At 70.1% G+C, this 19,903-nt stretch carries 12 protein-coding genes; 7 read left to right on the forward strand and 5 right to left on the reverse strand.

Annotation, left to right across the window (positions count from 1 at the left end):
• Window positions 1-78: 78 nt before the first annotated feature.
• The gene (locus AB852_RS11210; RefSeq protein ID WP_073786593.1) at window positions 79-627 is read right to left on the reverse strand and encodes an SMI1/KNR4 family protein; all 549 of its coding nucleotides are present in this window, start codon (window positions 625-627) and stop codon (window positions 79-81) included.
• A complete protein-coding gene (locus tag AB852_RS41320; RefSeq protein ID WP_281257789.1) occupies window positions 624-9,266 on the reverse strand; it encodes a DNRLRE domain-containing protein in 8,643 nt (2,880 codons plus the stop codon). Before AB852_RS41320 ends, AB852_RS11210 begins: the two co-directional genes overlap by 4 nt.
• A 462-nt stretch (window positions 9,267-9,728) precedes the next feature.
• On the opposite strand from AB852_RS41320, the gene AB852_RS40640 reads away from it, so the two are divergent.
• The 5 genes from AB852_RS40640 (at window position 9,729) to AB852_RS11245 (ending at window position 14,120) form a co-directional block, all read left to right on the forward strand.
• Window positions 9,729-10,220, forward strand: a complete 492-nt coding sequence (locus AB852_RS40640) for a hypothetical protein (RefSeq protein ID WP_245876716.1) — start codon at window positions 9,729-9,731, stop codon at window positions 10,218-10,220.
• Window positions 10,221-10,618: 398 nt separating this feature from the next.
• Window positions 10,619-10,918, forward strand: a complete 300-nt coding sequence (locus AB852_RS11230) for a tetratricopeptide repeat protein (protein WP_073787725.1) — start codon at window positions 10,619-10,621, stop codon at window positions 10,916-10,918.
• 271 nt (window positions 10,919-11,189) lie between these two features.
• Complete coding sequence (locus AB852_RS11235; RefSeq protein ID WP_073786595.1) at window positions 11,190-12,431, forward strand: NAD(P)/FAD-dependent oxidoreductase; 1,242 nt, start codon at window positions 11,190-11,192, stop codon at window positions 12,429-12,431.
• A 98-nt stretch (window positions 12,432-12,529) separates the two neighbouring features.
• Window positions 12,530-13,195: a mycothiol-dependent nitroreductase Rv2466c family protein gene (locus tag AB852_RS11240; protein WP_073786597.1), complete on the forward strand. Its 666-nt coding sequence runs from the start codon at window positions 12,530-12,532 to the stop codon at window positions 13,193-13,195.
• Window positions 13,196-13,556: 361 nt separating this feature from the next.
• On the forward strand, window positions 13,557-14,120 hold the full coding sequence (locus AB852_RS11245; RefSeq protein WP_073786599.1) for a hypothetical protein: 564 nt from the start codon (window positions 13,557-13,559) through the stop codon (window positions 14,118-14,120).
• Here the strand turns inward: AB852_RS11245 and AB852_RS11250 are convergent.
• Complete coding sequence (locus AB852_RS11250) at window positions 14,024-14,542, reverse strand: DUF6630 family protein (protein WP_073786601.1); 519 nt, start codon at window positions 14,540-14,542, stop codon at window positions 14,024-14,026. The genes AB852_RS11245 and AB852_RS11250 overlap by 97 nt on opposite strands.
• 324 nt (window positions 14,543-14,866) lie before the next feature.
• The gene (locus AB852_RS11255) at window positions 14,867-16,279 is read right to left on the reverse strand and encodes an aminopeptidase P family protein (protein ID WP_073786603.1); all 1,413 of its coding nucleotides are present in this window, start codon (window positions 16,277-16,279) and stop codon (window positions 14,867-14,869) included.
• Between the two features lie 220 nt (window positions 16,280-16,499).
• Between AB852_RS11255 and AB852_RS11260 the strand changes: the two genes are divergently transcribed.
• A complete protein-coding gene (locus AB852_RS11260) occupies window positions 16,500-17,483 on the forward strand; it encodes a helix-turn-helix domain-containing protein (RefSeq protein ID WP_178390987.1) in 984 nt (327 codons plus the stop codon).
• Window positions 17,484-17,636: 153 nt separating this feature from the next.
• On the opposite strand, the gene AB852_RS11265 is transcribed toward AB852_RS11260, so the two are convergent.
• Window positions 17,637-18,218 carry a TetR/AcrR family transcriptional regulator gene (locus AB852_RS11265; RefSeq protein ID WP_073786607.1) on the reverse strand — a complete coding sequence of 194 codons (582 nt, stop codon included), beginning with the start codon at window positions 18,216-18,218 and terminating at the stop codon, window positions 17,637-17,639.
• A gap of 405 nt (window positions 18,219-18,623) precedes the next feature.
• On the opposite strand from AB852_RS11265, the gene AB852_RS11270 reads away from it, so the two are divergent.
• On the forward strand, window positions 18,624-19,787 hold the full coding sequence (locus AB852_RS11270; RefSeq protein ID WP_073786609.1) for an agmatine deiminase family protein: 1,164 nt from the start codon (window positions 18,624-18,626) through the stop codon (window positions 19,785-19,787).
• Window positions 19,788-19,903: the final 116 nt, after the last annotated feature.

The following is a 19,903-nucleotide window of genomic DNA, read 5'->3' on the forward strand; positions in this document are numbered from 1 at the left end:
ACTTCGATCGGAACGGAAGCGGGTGCCCCGGCGCACAAGCGCCGGGGCACCCGCCCTCCTTGGCATTTCAGCGGACCGTCAGAAGTCCTCGTCCGCGGCACTCACGAACTCGGCCTCGCTCAGTCCCCACAGCGAAGTGTCCCGCAGGGGGCATTCGTCGAAGTCCGCCCGAAGGGTCCGGTGGAGGAACTCCACCATTCCGACGTCATATCGGGACCACTTCCCGGTACCGCGGTCCCAGACCACGACGGGCCACTCGTCCGGGTTGTCCGCCGATGCGTCCCAGCACAGGATATCGGCGGCGGAGTCGACTCCCCAGGCGATCAGAAGGGGCTCGGGAGGAACGTCGAAGTTCCTGTCGGGCTCCATCCGCCAGGTGAGGCGCGCGGTCTTGGTCTCCGCCGAGAAACCGTCGCCGACCTGCTGCTCGTCCCAGGGCTGCGGTTCCAGGATCTCCAGGAAGTCCTCGACGGCACCGGGGCCGTAGACCTCCATGAACTGCCGGAAATCCGAAGGGAAGGAGGAATTCAGGCCCCATGAAGCGGAGATCAGGTCCCAATTGATTCCCTCGGGGGATTCCCCCTCGGGTGCGGGGAGCAACGAGCGGAGACTCTCCAGATGTGTCACTTCATCCCTCCGACTGGCACGGCATCACCGGTTTCGGGATCATTGTATGTGCCCAGGTTTCTCCCGTTGATGAGTTCATTGGTGACGGTGGCCTGGAACATCAGCCCCGTGACTCCATTGGCGTTCGTTCCTATGGCCTGCATATGGAACGACTCCGCCACGGTCCGACTCCCCTTGTACTGGGGTGTGACCTTGTAGTACACCGTCATGCCCGCCTCCAGGGCCTGCTGCACCTCCCTCTCGTACTGGCGCATGTTCTGGGAGCCCTGGGTCGAGCCGTCCTGCCAGGTGTTGGCGCCGCGTGAGCAGGTGGCGATGTTCTTCAGGTCGGTGCCCGAACCGCTGAGCTTGTCCCCCAGCAGATGGCAGGCGTTGATGTTCGTCCTCATGCTCAGATTGTGGAACGCGGCTGTCCGCCTCGCCCAGTCGTACCCGGGCGGCTTGACCTCCTTGACCTTGGGTGCACTCCCTCGGGACTTGTTGTCCTCCACATATTTCTGGGTCAGGCAGGCTTCCATCCCGGTGGCCCGTCCGCCGTTCGCCTTGTCCGTCTCGCCGAGATTGAGCCAGCCGCCCGAGCCGGCGTCGCAGCCGCCGGGACCACGGGGCGAGAAGGGTTTCGGTGTCACCGCGTCGAAGAGCCGGTCGATCGCGGTGTCCACCGGGTTCTCGTAGCCGAAGACCCAGCTTCCGGCCTCGATCCCCAGACCCACGGGGGTGCGCTTGGTTCCGAACTTGGCCGCCTTGCGGCCCCAGTCCCTCGCGGTGTCCAGGAATTGGTCGAAACCGAAGTCATGGCCGTCGAGTTCGACGAAGGTCGTCGGATTGCCGCCGGTGAAGGCGTAGCGGCTGCCTGTGTAGGGGTCGGACCCCAGGTTCATGTCCGCCAGGGCCCCGTTGTACATGTCCCGGCTGGTGAACCTGTTCAGACCCGGGTTGTAGTCACGGAAGCCCATGTCGTACGTCCCCGTCGAGGCGTCCCAGCGCTTCGCGTTGTACCGGTAGGGGTTGTACGCCTCCTGTGCCGGGTTGGCGGCGTCCGGCCGGTCTATTCCGGTGAAGTCCTGGACGTCGTCGGAACCGTAGGCGGTGTATCCGTAGGTGGCCTTGGAGTTGCCGTTCCCGTCGGTGAGGATCTCCACGTCCGTGTGGCTGTTGTAGCCGTAGTAGCCGTCCTCGGTGGTGCCGTCGGTGTTGTGCTTCACCTGCGACAGCCGTTCACCCCAGGGGCTGTACTGGTAGGACTTGCGGAGCGCTCCCGCGACCTCCTCGTTGAGCACCTCGTCGGCCAGACCGAGGTAGGTGAAGTCGGTGGTCCTGGAGCCTTCCGTCTTCGAGGCCGTGCGGTCGAGCGGGTCGAAGGAGTACGCGGTGGTCTCCATCGTTCCGGCCTGGTTCCGCTTCTGCGACTGGACGACATGGTCGAAGCCGTCGTAGACGCTGCGTTCGACGACCTGGCCGCCCCGGGTGACGGTGCCCTGCCGGCCGAAGGGGTCGTAGGCGTAGACCGAGGTGCTGCCCGCGGAGGTGGCGGAGACGAGCCGGTTGCGGTCGTAGGCGAAGGTCGTGGACGCGCCCTTGACCGTCTGGCTGACGACGTTCGCGTTGTCGTCGTGCACATAGACGTCGGTGCTCGCCGCGTGGCCGGTCCGCGTCGAACGGGTCAGCCGGTCGGCCGGGTCGTAGGTGTAGTCCGTGGTGGATTCCAGGTAGGACGTGTGGGCCTCGGCGTTCATCTTCTTCGCCACGTCCCGCGCCTTGTTGCCGTTGGCGTCGTAGCCGTAGGTGTGCGAGGCGACGAGGGTGCCGTTGGCCTTCTTCTCGGTCTGGCCGCTGACGGAACCGTTGAGGTGGTAGGTGCGGTCGACCGTGTTCTGGTTGGCCTTGGTCTCCTTGAGCTTGAGCCCTCGGGCCGTGTAGGTGTACGAGGACAGCTTCGGCGCGGTGTCCGCGGCGGAGCGGCCCACCGAGACGGTCGACACCAGATCCCGCAGATCGTAGGTGTAGGCGGAGTGCTGGTCGGGATGGCTGACGGTGACGGGGCGGCCGTTGGCGTCGTACGTGTACGCCGTCGACTTCCGCTCCTGGCCCGCGAGCGCCTCGGTCACCTTCGACACCCTGTTCAGGGAGTTGTAGACCACGGTGTAGGCGTCGACCTTGGTGCCGGTCGAGGTGTCGTCGATCGACGTCATGTTGCCGTTGACGTCGTAGGCGTACGCGAAGGAGCGCCTCTCGTCGTCCGTCTCACCCGCGGTGTCGCGGACCAGCTTCACGCCGTCGGCGACGACCGTGCCCGCGCTGTCGCGGAACAGCTGGAGCTTGGCCTGGTTGCCATGGGTCAGCGGGAACGAGCCGAGCGAGACCCAGGTCCCGGCACCCGTGGCCTGGTTCCGGGTGATGTCGGCCGTCGTACCGTCGGTCTTGGTGAAGGTGTACTTCGCGGTCGTGGCCGCCCCGCTGACCGGCGGGTACTTCACATAGGCGGTGTACGTGCCGCTCTTGGGGACGTCGAGGTTCCAGGTGAACGCCTCGGTGCCCGTCCCCGCCGCCTGCGTCTGGTGGTCGTAGCCGTGCTGGCCGGTGGCGGTGGCCTTCGGCCAGGTGCCTGTCGCGGAGGTGCTCTGCGTGTCGGAGTTGTCCACGACGACGACCGCGCTGCCGACCGGCACTCCGTCGTCCGTCTTGGTCCTCAGCTTCCCGTCCGGGAAGAACGACCAGCCCATGGTCCGCGTCGCGGTGCCGTTGGCCGAGGTGATCGTCCGGGCGGTCTGCTGTCCCAGTTCGTTGTAGTCGTACGAGGTGGAGATGGACCAGGGATCGGTGGACTTCTTCGCCCAGCCGTTGTCGTAGTACTCGTGGTCGGTGTCGTTGCGGACCGTCTGCCCCTCCGACGGCGGCAGCGAGGTCCGCTTCACCCGGCCCACGGCGTCGTAGACGGTCTCCGTGTAGATCCGCTGGTTGTGCCGGGGGTCGGCCGGGTCGTACGGCTGGTACTGGCGCACCGGCCGGTTCAGCGCGTCGTAGACGGTTTCCGAGGCGAAGTCGTCCGGCGCGGCGGTGTTCACCCCGCGCGGGCTGATCTTCCTGGTGTTGTTGCCCACCCGGTCGTACTCGAACCTGGTCGTCCGGTAGGTGGTGCCCTCGTAGGGAACGCGGACCTCCGTCCGGGCACCGCGCTCGTCATGGACGGTGTGGGTGGTGTTGTTCTCCTTGTCGGTGGCGGACGTGACCAGGGAGTCCTTGTCGTAGGTCTGCGAGGTGGTGTGCCCCGCGGCGTCCGTCGTCCCGACGACCCGGTGGTTGAGGTCGTAGGCCGTCTTCGTGGTGAAGTCGTCGGGGTCAGGTGTGGCGGTCTTCTTCGGGTCGCGCATCGTGACGAGGTTGCCGACGTTGTCGTAGACGTACGAGACCGTGTCACCGGCGTGGTTGGCGACGCTCGTCAACTGGTCGATGCCGTCGTAGGTGTTGACGGTCCGGTAGTCACCCGGGTCCGTCGTGGTCAGGGCGCCCTTGGGCTCGGTGGTGACGAGCAGATTGCCGACCTTGTCGTAGGTGTACAGGGACCGGCGGATCGGGGCGGTCGGGGTGTCCTGGGGAGCCGCGGCCTCGGTGATCTGGTCGGCGGCGTCGTAGACCGCGGTGGAGACCGCGCCCGTGGGTGAGGTCGAGGTGGTGACGTTGTCGTTCGCGTCGTAGACCGGTGCGAGGGTGGTGATCACCACTCCGCCCTGCTGGTCCTTCGGCGCCCTGTGCACCAGCGGGCGGCCGTAGACGTCATAGGTCTGGGTGGTCCTGATGCCCAGCGCGTCGGTGACCTCCCGGGTGCGGCCCCGCTCGTCGTAGACGAAGTTCCTGGCCTTGTTGAGCGCGTCGGTGACGGTGGCCGGGAGCCCGTGCGGACCGAAGCCGCTGTTGGAGGAGACGTTGCCGTTGGCGTCGGTCACCTTGGTCATCAGACCGTGGGCGTTGTACTCGTACTTCGTGGTGTAGTCGTCCGGTATGGACGGGGTGGCGACGCCCTTGGGGTCGGTGACCGTGGTCAGATTGCCGAAGGAGTCGTAGTCGAACTGCCAGCCGCGGCCCTCCGGTGACGTCTTACGGAAGAGGTCGGCCGAGAAGCCGTCGACCCGCGTCTGGTACTCGTACTTCGACGCGTTCGCCGGATAGGCGCCCGGGGCGCACTCGGCGGCGGAGGGGACACCGGTCCGGTTCTGCTCCGGATCCCGCTTCCACTGCGGATAGCCGGTCTTCTGGTCGTAGCAGTAGGCCGTCCTCGCTCCGTTGGCCTCTTCCAGGAGGACGACGTTGTTGTCGGCGTCCCATGTCGACTTCGTGAGCTGGGACTTGGCGTTGGTGTGCCGGACGCCGCGACCATGACCGTCCGTCAGATAGCTGGAGACGCGCTGCTCGGAGTCGGTGACGGTGGTGTCGGTGCGGGTGGCGTCGGTGGTGTCGACCGCGTAGGTGAAGCCGGTCGTGCCCTGGAGCCGGTCCGTGAGCGTCTTCGTACGCCAGTTGTCCTTGACAGCGGTGCCCGCGCCCGGCACGTGGTAGGCGAGTGCGGTGCCGTTGCCGCGCGGGTCCTCGGCCCTGACCAATTTGACGTTCCGGTCGCTCTGGGCCGTGTCGTAGGAGAAGGAGAACACCTTGGGCTGGCCGGACCCGTCACCGTCGGTGATCCGGCCGAGCAGCCCCTTGGTGGTGTAGTGGAAGGAGACCTTACGGCCGGCGATGTCCGTCATGGACTTCACATGGTCGTGGATCCGGGGATTGTCGAGATCGGTGCCCGGGACCTTCGCACCCGCGTCGTTGATGTACTCGTAGGCCGCGTCGCCCTTCTCCCAGTAGTCGACGGTGAGTGACTGCCGGTTGGCCGGGTCGGTGACATAGGTGAGGAACTTGATGGTCCGGTTGTTGGAGACCCGCTCCTCGTAGGTGAACTCCTGGGTGTTGCCGTTGTTGTCGACGGTCTCGGTGAGATAGCCGTCGCAGCCGAACCGGAAGCGGGTGCCGTCGGGCCGGGTGAACGTCCACGCGTCGGAGACGGTGTCCTGGTCGGGTGTGCAGGTCACACCGGTCTTCCTGGCCAGCCGGTAGTGAACGCCCGGCGGTGCCTTCCAGGTGCCGTCGGACTGCTTCGTGAAGAGAAGCGTGGTGCCGTCGCCGTCCGTCAGCCGTATCTCGGTGGGGTTGTCGCGCGGATGGAAGTCGAGCGGTGTGCCCAGCCTGACGGGTCCGGCGAGCTGCGCGGACCAGCCGTGCCCCAGGACGGTGTCCGAGGTGTCCTGGGAGTTGTAGGAGAAACGGGCGAAGGTGGTCAGACCCCGGCCCGGGTTCGTGAAGGCGTTGTAGGACCAGACGCTGTTGCCCGCGCCGATATTGTTCATGACCGTCGAGCCGGCGCCGGTGTTCTTCCCGGTGTACGAGTAGAACTTCTCCATACCCAGGTGGTGCGCCTTCAGGTCCTCGACCGCCACGTCCTGCTTGAGCGGCGGGATACCACCCGCGCCCGCCGAGAGCCAGGTACCGTCCGAGACCTTGCGGATGTCCCAGTTGATGTAGTGCTCGGCGCGTTCGTTGCCGGTGGTGGTGATGTCGGGCGAGCGGATGGCCGCGTTGACCGTGGCCGACTTGCCCGGCAGCAGCGCCGGTATCGCGGTTCTCTTCTGGTTGGCGGGCGTGGTGACGTCGCTGCCGTCGGGCAGCTTCCAGGTGTACGAGAGTTCCCGCTCACCGGCGGCCCACGCCGTCGACGTGGTGTTGGTGATGGTGACCGCGCCCGTGTAGTCGGTGTTCGTCGTCATCCGGTGCGGGGTGCCGGGCGCGTAGTAGGTGTTCTCCGCGGTGGCGTCCACATAGATCACCCGCAGCAGCGGGCGCAGTTGGGCGTCGGGCGCGCCCGCGGAGAGGAACATCGAGCGCTCCTGTGCCCCGGCGGCCGTCTCGTTGTTCAGTTTGACCAGGGCGCCCTTGTTGCTGCCCGGGGTCTTCACCCAGTTCTGGGTGAGGCCGGTGGCGTCCCACCAGTGGCGGCCCAGATCGGTTCCGAAGGACGGCACGTGGTCGGCGACGGCGGCCGAGTGGTCACCGCCGGGCGAGGTCCACGCGGTGGTGGCGTTGGCGTTGTTCCAGGTGGCGGTGGTGTCGGTGAACTCCCGGGTGAGACCGTGCAGGTCGTACCGGGCTTTCGCGGTGCCGCCGCGTTCGGTCAGTGTCGACCAGAGGAACATCCGGCTTTCGAGGACGGTCGCCGTGCTCGGGATGGCGGTGGTGGGGAAGTCGACCACGGCGCGGGTCCTGCCGTACGTCCCCGAGTTGTTGCCCACGCTCAGCCACTGCTGGCCGACCGTGCCCTGCTCGATGGTGTTGAGGTTGGTGGTCGGCTTCAGGGACGACAGGGTGGTGTCGGTCTGTCCCGCCTGGATGAGCCGCATGGTGCGGCCCGCCTTGGGGATGGCGACCAGCCGGGTCGGTGAGCCGAGGACCTGGTTGTCCCTGGTTCTGACCGCGATCTGGTAGTAGTACACCTTCCCGATCTCCTCCGGACTGCTGTCCGGGGTGGGTACCGCGGTGGTGTCGGTGTACCTGGTGACCGTCCTTGCGATCGGCGCGATCCGCGTCGCGGAGGACGGGGTGAACACCTGCTGGGTGGAGCGGTGGAGCTGGTACTCGACGATGTCGAGGGACGCGTCACCGCTGGTGTTCGTGTAGGCGGGCCAGGACAGCTCGGGGCCGGTGGAATGGATGACCGTCGGCGAGCGCAGCGAGGTGCCGACCTTGCCGAAGGTGACGGTCAGCCGCGGGATGGTGGAGGTCTCACCACCGTAGTCGTAGTCCGCGGCCTCGTAGGCGGGCCCGCCGAGCGGCGCGGTGGCGCTCTCGTTGACGGCCTTGACGACGAAGCCGTGGTTCGGCGAAGTGCCGTTGACCCACTTCTGCACGGTGTCGGCGACGGCGAAGTTGTGCCAGGAGTTGTACTCGCCGATGTCCTTGCGGATCTGCCCCGGGTTGACGAGCCGTACGGCGTCGGCCATGGTCCGCCGGGAGGCGTCGCCGGTGTCCCCGAGGACGATGGAGCCGGTGCTGCCCTTGGCGAAGCTGATCTGACCGGTGCCGAGCATCCGCCAGCCCGCGGTGCCGGTCGACTGGTCGACCGTGTCGTTCTGCGCGGGTACGGCCGAGTTGATCGTGTAGGGGGCGGCGGTGGCGCCGTCCGCGAGCGGAGTGGTGTACGCCTCGACGCGGTAGTCCGTCGGGTCGTGGACCTGCGGCCGGTAGGTGTAGCTCTCGCCCGTGGCCGCGTTCTTGTTGTACGAGTAGTCGCCGCCGGAGCCGGTACCGGCGACCCTCGGCCACTCACCGACGGCGGCCGTCCCGGGGTCACCGTCGTCCAGCTGCACGGTGGTGGAGGACTGCTCCCCGGCCAGTGCGCTGGTGTTGTTCCAGTTGGCCGTCGCCTCGTCCCAGGCTCCGGTGGCCCGGCGGATCTCGACGTCCACATTGGTGGTGCCGGTGGTGTGGACCTGGTCGTAGTACAGGCCCAGCCGGGCCGCGTCGATCTTGGCGCCGGCCGGTATCGCGGTCAGCGGGAACTTGATGAGGGACCGGGCGATACCGGTGGCGCTGGTCTTGCCCGCCGCCATCTCCCAGGTGCCGTTGAAGTTGGTCGTGGGCTGGTCCGAGCGGACCATCACGTCCTGGGAGACCGACGCGGAGGGCGCGATGGTGATCGTCGGGTCGACGACCACCGGGTACTTCCGCCCGGGCGCGGCGAGCCAGTCCGCGTCCGGGGTGAGGGTGAGCCGCCAGCCCTTGCCGTGGCGGGTGAGCTTCTGCGTGACCTTCGGGCTGAAGGACTTCCCGTACGGGGAGGTGCGGTCCTTCCTGCTGTCGGTCATGAACGCGGGCGGGATCACCAGCACGGGGGTGGCCGGGTTCTCGCCGAACAGCGCGATCGAGCCGTCCGGCCGCTCCTTGGGCCGCAGGGCGCCCGCGTCGAGGGTGAAGACGTACGTCACCGGGTTCACGGGCCGCCGGGCGAGGGTGATGTTCTCCTTCACCCGGCCCGCGCCGACCTGGTACGACACATCGGCGCCGTCGGCCAGGCCCTTGTAGGTGACCGTGTCCCCCTTGGCGGTGGGCTTGACGCCCTTGGCCGCGCCCAGGAGACCGAGGCTGACGGCCTGGCCCTCCGGGGTCTCGAAGCGCAGCAGCCTTCGGGGGTCCGTACCGAACCAGCTACGGCTGGTGTTCGCGGTGTTGGCGAAGGCGAAGTCCTGGCCCGTGACGGCCTTTACCGTGGTGTCGACTGGCTTCCATGCCTTGCCCGACCGATAAGAGACTGGGCTGGCCGATAATTCAGCCTCGACCCGTCCGTCGGAGAGCTGCCAGAACCGGGCCTGAGGCGTACGCCTTTCGGCCAGTTCCCTGATCCGCTTGGCCGGGGGAGCCTTCTTCCCCTTGGCCAGTTTCTCCCGGCTGGGTATCTCCAGCTTTGCGCCTGCCGGAGGTTTGGCGAGCCCGGGGCCTTTCTTGTCCTCATCGCCCGAGAGCCAGCCCTTGACGGTCTCGACGACTCCCTTGTCGTCACCCTTGCCCGTCGGCGACTTCGGTTCGGCGTAGGCGATCTGCGGCAGCATCGTGCCCGCGATCGCTGCCGCGACCAGGCATGACACGTACTTCGCGTACGGAGATCTCACCTCGGTGTCCTTCCGTTCCGGCGCCCCCGAACCCTTCACAGAAAGGCGGAAAGGGCACGCCGAATGTGCTGGAACGGAGTTTTCCGTCCAGCCGGAACCATGTGCCTGCCGGGCTTGAGAGTTCGGGGATGTTTCCCCTCCTGGGCACGGCAGCGAAAGTATCGACCGTACGACTGACACCATGTCAACCCTGCGGACATATAGGGCGGCAGAGAGCCCATGGTGGCGCCAATTGGTCCGCTTTTTCCGGCTGCTTTCACAGCCGCCACGGAATGGTGTATAACCCTGCCGGTCAGCTGTCCGTCCACTCGGAGGAAGGCGGTGCGGGTCATTTCAGCCAGCAAAGAGGGGGAATCGACGGAGCCCGGAGCGGGCTCGGCCGCGGGTGCCGGGCCGAGTACGGTGACCGAGGCGGAGGCCGGTGCGGAGGCCGGGCAGGGCGCGGACCCGGGGCAGGACAAGGCGGCGGGCCGGGGTGCCAGGAGCCGACGGTGGATGTGGGTGACCGCCGGGGCGCTGGCGCTGGTCTGTGCGGGCATCGCGGGACTCGCGGTCCACGAGCCGTCCGGCGGGGGCGGTTCCGGGGAGCGGCGTCCCGCGCGGGCCGTGCCCACGGCGGAAGTGACGTACGTGGTCACCGGGCGGGGCACGGCGGAGATCACCTACCGCCCGGAGGGCGGAACGGGCGCGGCGACGGTTGTCCGGGAGGCCGCCCTGCCCTGGAGGAAGTCGATCCGGCTCCCCGTCGGCAAGTCACCGACCGTCGCCGTCGTCCTCGGCGAGAGCGGCGGCCGGGCCGCCTGCACGGTCGCGGTGCGCGGCGAGCATGTCCAGCGGGCCACCGCGACGGGCAGCTACGGGCGGGCGACGTGCGGCGGGGAGCGTCTGGGGTGAGACGCGGGCTGGACGATCGGGCCTTGGCGCCCGAGGGTGCGGTGAAGCGGCCGGGGGGCGGCCCCCGCGCGGCCGGGGCACCGCCCTTGACCGGATCTCTTCGTACCCGGTGTGACCGAGGACCGGATCTCTACGTACCCGGTGTGACCGACGGGGGTGATCGCGTCATTGTGCCGATCCGGCCGCTCACCTCCACCGCACGATCAAGGTCGCGCGAACCCGCCACCCCGAACGCGGCGCCCTCCTCCCGTCAGCCCCGTCAGCCCCGTCAGCCCCGTCAGCCCCGTCACCCACACGGAATATTCACGTGTACCGCCCCGTTGCCGCGATCGAAGGAGGTTCGAGTGAACACGTACTACGAGTTCGGGACGGCCGCGGAGCGCTGGGAGCGCGCGCAGATGTTCTTCGACGCCAAGGAGTACCTGACGGCGGCGCGCATCCTCGACGGTCTGGTGGCCGAGGCGCCGGAGCAGGTCGCCCCGCGGCTGCTGCTGGCCCGTGCGTACTACCACTCGGCCCGGCTCGGCCGCGCCGAGGAGCAGCTGAAGGCCGTGCTGGAGCGGGACCCCGTCGAGAGCTACGCCCGGCTGATGCTCGGCCGCACCCTGGAGCGCCAGGGGCGGGACGCCGAGGCCGCCGGACATCTGCGGATGGCCGCGGCCTTCGCCGGGGACTTCGGCCCGACGGACAACGGATGATCCGTCGACCGGATGATCCGACCGGCTCGGCGGCTCCAGGGCTGTAGGGCCGTGGGCTCACGGTCGGCGCCGGTCCGTGCCCGGGTGGGTGCGGACCGGCGCCGCCGCGCGGCAGGCGTGCCTCTGCCTGACCCCAGGTGATCACCCAGCGTGGCCACGGATACGACGCGCCCCGGGTAGCGCGGCCCGGTCCCGCGCTGTACGAGTGGTGGGTACCGTCCCGGCACCCGGTACGGGGGTACCGGGCCGCTCCGGGAGAAAGGCGGCACCCTTGCGTGCGACGCATCGGTCACCCGACGTCCTGGTCGTGGGCGCGGGGCTCGCCGGGCTCGTCTGCGCCCATGACCTGCTCCGGTCCGGTCTCGACGTGTGGGTGGTCGAGGGGTCGGACGGGGTCGGGGGCCGGATGCGTTCCGACCGTCACGAGGGCTTCGTCATCGACCGGGGCTTCCAGGTCCTGAACACCTCGTACCCCCAGGTGCGCGCCCGGCTGCCCCTGCGTGACCTGCGCCTTCGGCCCTTCACCCCCGGTGTGCTGGTGCACACGGAACGCGGTCGGCTGCGCTTCGGCGACCCGACCAGGGAACCCCGCCGACTGGCCGGGATGCTGCCGGGGCGGCTCGCACCGGTCCGTGACGTGCTGGCCCTCGGGCTGATGTCGGCCCGTGACATGCTCGGGCCCGTCCGGGCGCTGAAGCGCGCCGAGGACCGTACGACCAGGACCGCGCTCGCGGCGGCGGGCTTCTCGGAGCGATTCGTCGAGGAGTTCTTCCGCCCCTTCCTCTCGGGTGTCTTCCTGGAGGACGAGCTGGAGACGTCCAGCCGGTTCTTCCATCTCGTCTGGCGCAGCATGCTGCGCGGCACCCTCTGTCTGCCCGCGCGTGGGATCGGCGCGGTGCCCGCCCGGCTCGACGACGCGCTGCCGACCGGCACCGTCCTGCTGGAGACACCCGTGGAGCGGCTCACCGACAGCGGTGTCCTGCTCGTCTCAGGCCGTGAGATCGCCGCCCGTGCCGTGGTCGTCGCGACGGGCCCGGCGGCGGCCGGCACGCTGCTGCCCGGTCTCGGGGTGCCGCCGTACCGCGTCGTCACCACGTACTTCCATGTGTGCGGTTCCTCGCCGCTCACCGAGCCGACCCTGCTGACGGACTCCCGGCGGCGGTTCCTCAACACCTGTGTGCTCAGCGAGGTCGTTCCCGGGTACGCGCCCGAGGGCCACTGCCTGGTCGAGACGTCGGCGCTCGGCCCCGACATCCCCGGCCGGGAGGCGCTGGTACGCAAGGCTCTCGCGGAGGTGTACGCGACGGACACCGGCGGCTGGGACCTGCTGACCGTGCGGACCGTTCCGCAGGCGCTGCCCGCCATGCCTCCTCCGCAGCCCCTCAGCCGTACGACCCGGCTGGGCGCGGGCCGCTATGTGTGCGGCGACCACCGGGCCACGGGCTCGGTCCAGGGCGCGATGGCCTCCGGGGCGCGAGCGGCCCGGGAGCTGCTGTCCGACCTCGGACGGTAGCGGTGCCGTACCGACCCGCCTGACGCACTTCGGTGTGGGGGGCCCGGCATCGATACGGCTGCGGGTACGCGTCCCGGACCCCGGCGTACCGTGGGTCCGTGGACACGACCGTACGAGGAGCCGAGCGGACGACCGGGCCGCAGCGGACCGCCGACTTCTGGTTCGACCCCGTCTGCCCCTACACCTGGATCGCCTCGCGGTGGCTGGTGGAGGTGACCCGGGTACGGCCGGTGACCGTGCGCTGGCGGGTGATGAGTCTGTCGGTGCTCAACGAGCACCGGGACGACGACCCCGAGGGCGAGTGGGGGGAGTACATGTGGGCGCCGGTGCGGGTGTGCGCCGCGGTGGAGCGGCGGCTGGGTCCGCGGGCGCTCGGTGAGCTCTTCACCACGATGGGCACCCGCTTCCACCTCCGGGGCGACTGGGGGGATCTCGTGGGGGCGCTCGACGACGCCGGGTTGCCGAGGGAGTTCGCCGACGCCGCCGGTTCCACGGCGTACGACGGGGTGATCCGCGCGTCGCACGCGCGGGCCGTCGCCCTGTCGGGCCCTGATGTCGGCACCCCGGTGCTCTCGGTCACCGGGGCGGACGGGGAGAGGGTCGGCTTCTTCGGCCCGGTCGTCTCCCCCGCGCCCACCGGGGAGGCGGCGGGACGGCTGTGGGACGGCTTCCTGCTGCTGGCGGACACCCCCGGGTTCCATGAACTCACCCGCGCCGCCACCGCGGAACCCGACGTCGGCCGGGCGGACCCGACCGCGCGCTGAGCGAGGCATGACGACCGACCGGGGCTGGGGCACCCGGTAGGGCACCCCGTCCGGGCCCGACGCATCGTCCGGGCCCGACATCCCGTCCGACGGTGACCCCCGTCCGGCGGTGACGCACCGGCGCATTCCGGAGACCGGAGCGCCCGCCCATGCCGGGTACGCCAGCCAATCGTTTTACATGAGCCATTGGTCCTCTGTTCGATATGCAGGGACTCGTCCGGCATGCTCGACTGTTCCCCGCACATCCCCCGCTCCCCTTTCCACCGGCTTCGTGCTGCTGCGCTGCGGCGGCCGGTTGGTTCTGTCCGCATGCCCAGCCGCGCCCCTGAGCGGGCGCGTCCGAACAGAGACGGGATGACCGATGACGACCACCGACCAAAGCGTGCTGAAGATCTACAGCGACCGGGCATACGAACACACGACGATGGTGCGCCACCAGGGCACCGCCCTGGCCTTCGCCATGGACGACAAGCGCCGCCTCGTCTACACCGTGCTGGACCTCTCCGCGTACGACGCCGAGCGCGGCGAGCTGGACGCCGCGTACTGGTCCGAGAACCCGGTGGAATTACCGTTCCCGAACGAGATCGTGAAGGTCGGCTACGCCCTGGTGGGCGCGACCGCCATGCCCGTCGTCAAGAAGGGCGGGCGGACCGAGGCGCGGCCCCAGGACGAGCTGGAGCCGGAGGAGACCGACCGCTTCCTTCTCCACCACCGCGCGGCTGACCGTCAGTCCCGGACGACCGTAACGAGTGACGCCACCGGGTGCGCTGGGTGCGGCCCTGGCGGGCCGGGCGCCGCACACCCGGTGCGGTGCGGTTCCGGCTCGTCTCACCGGGCGCCGAGGACCTTCGCGGTGAAGCCCGCGCGGGTCGCGAGCGACACCAGCTCCTTGGCCCGCGCCCCGCGCAGGCACACCACCGGATAGCAGTCCGAGTCGATGTCGAGGACGACGAGGGCGGCACCGATCTCGCGGTAGTGCCGACCGCAGGCACGCAGGAACCGGGCCGTCGGCAGAAGCATCTCATCGGCATCGAACAGCACCCAGGGATCGATGGACGGACGGGAGGCGAGCCCTCGCAGCCCGCTCCGGATCTCCTCCGGCGCCTCCTTCCAGTCGAACTCCGCGAGCAGCCGGTGCTCTTCGAGCGCGTCGACGAGCGCTATCCAGGGCAGGGCCGGGAAGGGTGCGTCGATGCCCCGGTCCGCCAACCGCGCCGCGTGCAGGCGGACATACCCCTCGGGGTCGTCGTGCGCGTGCAGCACCTGCTCGGCGACGGCCGCAAGGGCGGGCGCCAGGAGCGCCGCGACGGCTGCCAGGGAAGTACGCTCGGCGTCGGTTTCGGGCATGCTGCGGCACTCCTTCGACAGCCGTACGGCTGCGGATCGGCACGGAGGACGGGCGCGCTGTTCGACACCCACGAACACCATGACACGGGGGTCTGACACCGGCCGTCGGGCCGCCCATCGTCCGCGTCGCCCCGGACTCGGCTTCCAGAGCGCCCACTTCAGCGTCGCCGCCCTCGGTGCGCACACGCGGCGCGAACGCGGGCTCACCGTCCCGGCGGACAGCGGGGGCCGGACCCGTACAGGTCCGGCCCCCGCCATGTGCACCCCGCCATGTGCACCCCGTCAGGCCCTCACCGGCGAGGACCTGGCCGAAGTGCGCAACAGTCAGCCCGCGAAGCGGGCCATCCACGCCTCGACATCGGCCGACGAACGCGGCAGGCCCGCCGACAGGTTCTCGTGGCCGTCCTCGGTGACGACCAGGTCGTCCTCGATCCGGACGCCGATGCCGCGCCACTCCTGCGGCACGGTGAGATCGTCCGGCTGGAAGTACAGGCCGGGCTCGACGGTGAGCACCATGCCCGGCTCCAGGACACCGTCCACGTACTCCTCGTTGCGGGCCTGCGCGCAGTCGTGGACGTCCAGACCGAGCATATGACCGGTGCCGGCCATGGTGAAGCGGCGCTGGAGGCCCAGTTCGTACGCGCGCTCCGCCGGGCCCTCGATGAAGCCCCACTCGACCAGCCTGGCCGCGAGACTGCGCTGGGACGCCTCGTGGAAGTCGCGGTACGGGGCGCCCGGCTTGACGGCGGCCATGCCGGCCTCCTGGGCCTCGTACACCGCGTCGTAGACCTCGCGCTGGAGAGGAGTGAAGGTCCCGCTGATGGGGAGGGTGCGGGTGACGTCGGCGGTGTAGAGGGTGTGCGTCTCCACGCCCGCGTCCAGCAGGAGCAGGTCCCCTTGGCGCACCGGACCGTCGTTGTCCGTCCAGTGCATGATCGTGGCGTGGTCGCCCGCGGCGCAGATCGAGCCGTAGCCGACGGAGTTGCCCTCCAGACGGGCGCGGCGGAAGAAGGTGCCCTCGATCCAGCGCTCGGACGACGCGACCGCCCGGGAGAGCTCACCGATCACATCGGTGAATCCGCGCACGGTGGAGTCCACGGCCTTGCGGAGCTCGCCTATCTCCCAGTCGTCCTTGACGAGTCGGAGATCGCTGAGCACCCCTTCCAGCTCTTCGTCGCGGTCCTCGTCGGAGGTGACGGCGGCTTCCAGGGCCGGGGCGAGGCCACGGACGATCCGGGTCGGCGCCCCGGAGGCGGCGGCCAGGTCGGCGGCCGCCGTACGGACATCACGGCAGGGCAGACCGAGGACGGTCCGCGACTCGGCGAGGGAGCGGCGGCGGCCCATCCACAGCTCCGCCGCGGGGCCGGTCCAGAACTCGTCGTCCTCCCGGCTGTCCCGGGGCAGCTGGTAGCAGTAGGCGTCATGGCCGCCGTCCGCACGGGGTTCGAGGACGAGGGCGCCGTCCCGGGCCTGGTCCCCGGTCATGTGCACATAGCCCGAGTACGGGCGGAACGGGTAGGTGTCGTCGTTGGAGCGGACCTTGAGACTCCCCGAGGGAATCACGAGGCGTTCGCCCGGGAAGCGCGCGGAGAGCGCGGCGCGGCGGCGGGCCGCGTGGGGCGCCTGTTCGCCGGGCCGCAGATCGTGCCGCTCGGTGTCCGCCCATCCCGTCCGCATCAGTGCGGACAGTTCCTCGGAGATCTCCGAGTAGAGACCGTTCTTGCGGCCCTTCGCCATGTCGTACGCCTTCCCCTGAGTGGTCCGTCACCGGCGAGGGACAAGGGGAGCCGCCCGCACCGGCTGCCTCCCCGTCGCGGCCGCGGCTCGCGCGCCCTCGCTGCCGCCGGTCGTCGGCGGCCCTCGGACGGTATCCCGCGCCGCGCCCGCCCGGTGCCGAACCCCGCCACTGGCACAGATCGGCCACGGGGTGGGCCGGGGGCTGTCGATAATGGGGCCCATGACGAACGCGAAACTCGGCGAGGCCCTTCGGCTGCTGGGGCTGGACCGCACGGCGGCCCGGGTCTATCTGACGCTCCTCGAACTGGCCCCCGCCCCGCTGGACGCGGTCGCGGCGGCGGCCGGGGTGGGCGGTGCGGAGCTCGCCACGGCGTACGGCACGCTGGTCGACGCGGGGCTCGCCAGTGCCGCCGGGAAGGGCGGGGACGTGGTCGCCCCGGTGCCGCCCACCGCCGGTCTGGAGATCCTCGCCCGGCACCGGGCGGCCGAGGTCGAGGAGTCGCGTATCGCCGTCGGGGGCGCGTTCGACTCGTTCCGGCGGCAGCGGCTCGCCGCGTACAACGAGGATCTCGTCGAGGTCGTCACCGGTGACGCCATCGGCCCCAGGATCCGGCAGGCCTGGGCGAGCGCCCGCGAGCAGATCCGGCAGTTCGAGTCGCCGCCGTACTTCCCGCTGTCCGGTTCCACGGACGACGCGCTGGCCACGCTCGCCCGCGGGGTGACACAGCGTGTCGTGTACTCACGGGAGTCGCTGGAGCATCCGGGTCATCTGAGGGAGGTGATCGAACCGTGTGTGCGGGCCGGCGAGCAGGCCCGGGTGCTGTCGTCGGTGCCGGTCAAACTGGTGATCATCGACGACGCGTACGCACTCGTCTCGTTGTCGATCAAGGAAGCCGACGTGCACAACACCATGCTGGTCGTGCAGCCGTGCGGCCTGCTCTCGGCGCTCATGGCACTGTTCGAGCAGTCCTGGCACAACGCCCTGCCCTTCCAGGGCCGCACCACCCGTCCGGGCGGCCTGCCACCCGCGGACCGACGGCTGCTGTGGCTTCTCGCGGGCGGCGCGGGCGACGACGTCATCGCCCGCGAGATGGGGATCAGCCGCCGCACGCTGTACCGGCGCCTCCAGGTGCTGATGGCCCAGCTGGGCGCCGCGAACCGCTTCCAGATGGCCTTGCAGGCGCAGCGCAGCGGGTGGTTGTGACCGGCGTGTCCGTGGCCCGGACGCGTCCCGCACCGGGCTGTGTCCGTCGGCTGGCCCGTTCGCCCAGGTGTGTTCCTCGCCCGTCCGGGGGCGGTACAGCCACTGCGGCGGCCGGGCGGCCTGACGATCCGCTCTGCCGGGCGCCCGCGCCGGTCAGCCCTGGCCGAGCCCGGCGAGTTCGGCGCCGATGGCGCCGCGCAGCAGTTCCCGCGCGTGCGGGATCGTGATGCCACCGCTGAGCCATCGCATGCTGAGCCCTTCCAGCAGGGCGGTGAGCCGTTCGGCGGCGGCGGCGAGCGACGAGGCCGACGCCGTGGGCCGGGCGTCACCCAGCAGCGCGGCGACCTCCCGCACCCAGACCAGGGTGGCCCTGGCGAGATCGTCGCGCAGCACCTCGTCGAAGACGGCGCTCGCCCGCAGCTCGCCCCAGGCCGAGCTGTTCTCCCGTACCTCCGCGGTGTCCTGGAGTTCGCGCAGGAGAGCGTTCTCCAGCTCCTGGCGGGGGGTGAGCGGCGGATCGTCCGGATCGCGGTCGGTGGTGTAGCGCGCGGCGCGGTCGCTGATGAATTCGAGGGTCTGGCGCAGGACCCCCGTACGGTCCTTGAAGTGGTAGTAGATCAGGGCGGTGGAGACTCCGGCCTCGGCCGCGAGTTCGTCCACACGCAGCCCTCGGACCCCGCGCCGGGCGATCACCCGGGCGGCCGCTTCGAGGATCTGAGTGCTGCGAGCCGCCATGATCCGCAGTTTACCGGGGCGTTCCGGGGCGGATGCGTGCGGCCTGTCGCCGGGTGTGCGGACCGATGGCGGGGCGGATGTGCACCATCCGCCGCCGGGTGTACGGACCGGTGACGGGGCGGATACGCACCGTCCGCCGCCGGATGTACGGACACGGCGACGGGCGACCGGCCGGGCTCGGGAGGGGCTGAACCGGCGCCGGGCTCGCGCGGTCCGCCGCCCGGGCAGGGTTTGACTGAATTTTCAGTCAGTGTCACAGTGGCGACACGTGGCCGTACCACTCATCCGTGGTCCGGCCGTTCACCGGGTCGAGCGCGCACCCTTGTCCCAGGGCCGATGCCGCGCCTCCCGCGCTCGCCAGGGCCGGAACGCGCGCGTTCCGGCCGGTCCCACGATCGGAGTCCCATGCCGAACCCTTCCACCACCCGCCGGACCACCCTCCGCGCGCTCGCCGGGCTCGGCACCTTCGCCTTCGGCGCCGCGGCCTGCGGCCCTGCCGGGGCGCCCGTCCGGTCCAGCGCTCCCGCCGACTCCCCGCGGCAGGCTTCGCCGGGCCGGGAACGCCGCCTCGGCGCCGAGTGGGAGAGCCACACCCGCACGTTCATGTCGTGGCCGGCCCTCTCCTCGGTCTGGGAGGAGGACCTGCCCTATGTGCGCGAGGACATCGCCCGGATCGCCCGGGCCGTCGGCGAGTACGAAGCGGTCGTCATGATGGCCCGGCCCGCCCAGGTGAAGGCCGCGCAGCGGGCCTGCGGCGCACAGGTCGAGGTCGTCCCGCTGGCCGTCGACGACCTCTGGGCGCGCGACACCGTGCCCGTCTTCGTCGAGGAGGACGGCGAGGTCGTCGGCGTCGACCTCAACTTCAACGGCTGGGGCGACAAGCAGGAACACCCGAACGACGCGCTGGTCGGCCGCGCCCTGCTGCGGAAGTACCGGATTCCGCGGGTCCAGGCGCCGTTCGTCTCGGAGGGCGGCTCCTTCGAGACCGACGGGGAGGGCACCTTGTTGATCACCGAGAGCTCGATCGTCAACGACAACCGGAACAGAGGCAAGAGCCGGGAGACGATCGAGGCGGAGCTCAAGGAGGTCCTGGGCGTCACGAAGGTGGTCTGGCTGGCGGGCGTGCGCGGGCAGGACATCACCGACGCCCATGTGGACAGCCTCGTGCGCTTCACCGCACCCGGTGTGGTCCTGCTGGACCGGGCGCATCCGAGCACTCCGCGGGACTCCTGGTCGCGCTCCGCCGACCAGGCGAAGTCCGTCCTGTCGAAGGCGGCCGACGCCCGCGGCCGGCGCTTCGAGGTCATCGACCTGCCCCAGCCCGACCTGAACAGGATCACCGGCGAGGGCGACGACTTCCTCGCGACGTACGCCAACTTCTACCTCGCCAACGACGCCGTCCTCATGCCGAGGTTCGGTGACCGCAAAGCCGACGACCGCGCCCGCGGCATCCTCCAGGAGCACTTCCCCGAGCGGGACATCGTGCCGGTCGGGATCGACACGGTCGCCTCGGGCGGCGGCGGAATCCACTGCGCGACCCACGACCAGCCCGGCAAGCCCGCCGCGTGAGCGGGACAACGCGCACCGTGGGGGTGACCGGGTGAACCGGGTGGGCGGGCAGGGCGGGTGACCCGGTGGTCGGTTGGTCGGGGGCGCGGGGCCGGGTTGTCGGGGGGTCGGGTTTG

Origin of the sequence: Streptomyces uncialis, from assembly GCF_001905345.1 — a bacterium.
GTDB classification, from domain to species: domain Bacteria; phylum Actinomycetota; class Actinomycetes; order Streptomycetales; family Streptomycetaceae; genus Streptomyces; species Streptomyces uncialis.

What these genes read in the sequence shown, in the direction of transcription:
- AB852_RS41320 (WP_281257789.1), bottom strand. Translation starts at nt 9,266, where the DNA reads ATGCTGCCGCAGATCGCCTACGCCGAACCGAAGTCGCCGACGGGCAAG.
- AB852_RS11230 (WP_073787725.1), top strand. Translation starts at nt 10,619, where the DNA reads ATGTTCTTCGACGCCAAGGAGTACCTGACGGCGGCGCGCATCCTCGAC.
- AB852_RS11245 (WP_073786599.1), top strand. Translation starts at nt 13,557, where the DNA reads ATGACGACCACCGACCAAAGCGTGCTGAAGATCTACAGCGACCGGGCA.
- AB852_RS11250 (WP_073786601.1), bottom strand. Translation starts at nt 14,542, where the DNA reads ATGCCCGAAACCGACGCCGAGCGTACTTCCCTGGCAGCCGTCGCGGCG.
- AB852_RS11255 (WP_073786603.1), bottom strand. Translation starts at nt 16,279, where the DNA reads ATGGCGAAGGGCCGCAAGAACGGTCTCTACTCGGAGATCTCCGAGGAA.
- AB852_RS11260 (WP_178390987.1), top strand. Translation starts at nt 16,500, where the DNA reads ATGACGAACGCGAAACTCGGCGAGGCCCTTCGGCTGCTGGGGCTGGAC.
- AB852_RS11265 (WP_073786607.1), bottom strand. Translation starts at nt 18,218, where the DNA reads ATGGCGGCTCGCAGCACTCAGATCCTCGAAGCGGCCGCCCGGGTGATC.
- AB852_RS11270 (WP_073786609.1), top strand. Translation starts at nt 18,624, where the DNA reads ATGCCGAACCCTTCCACCACCCGCCGGACCACCCTCCGCGCGCTCGCC.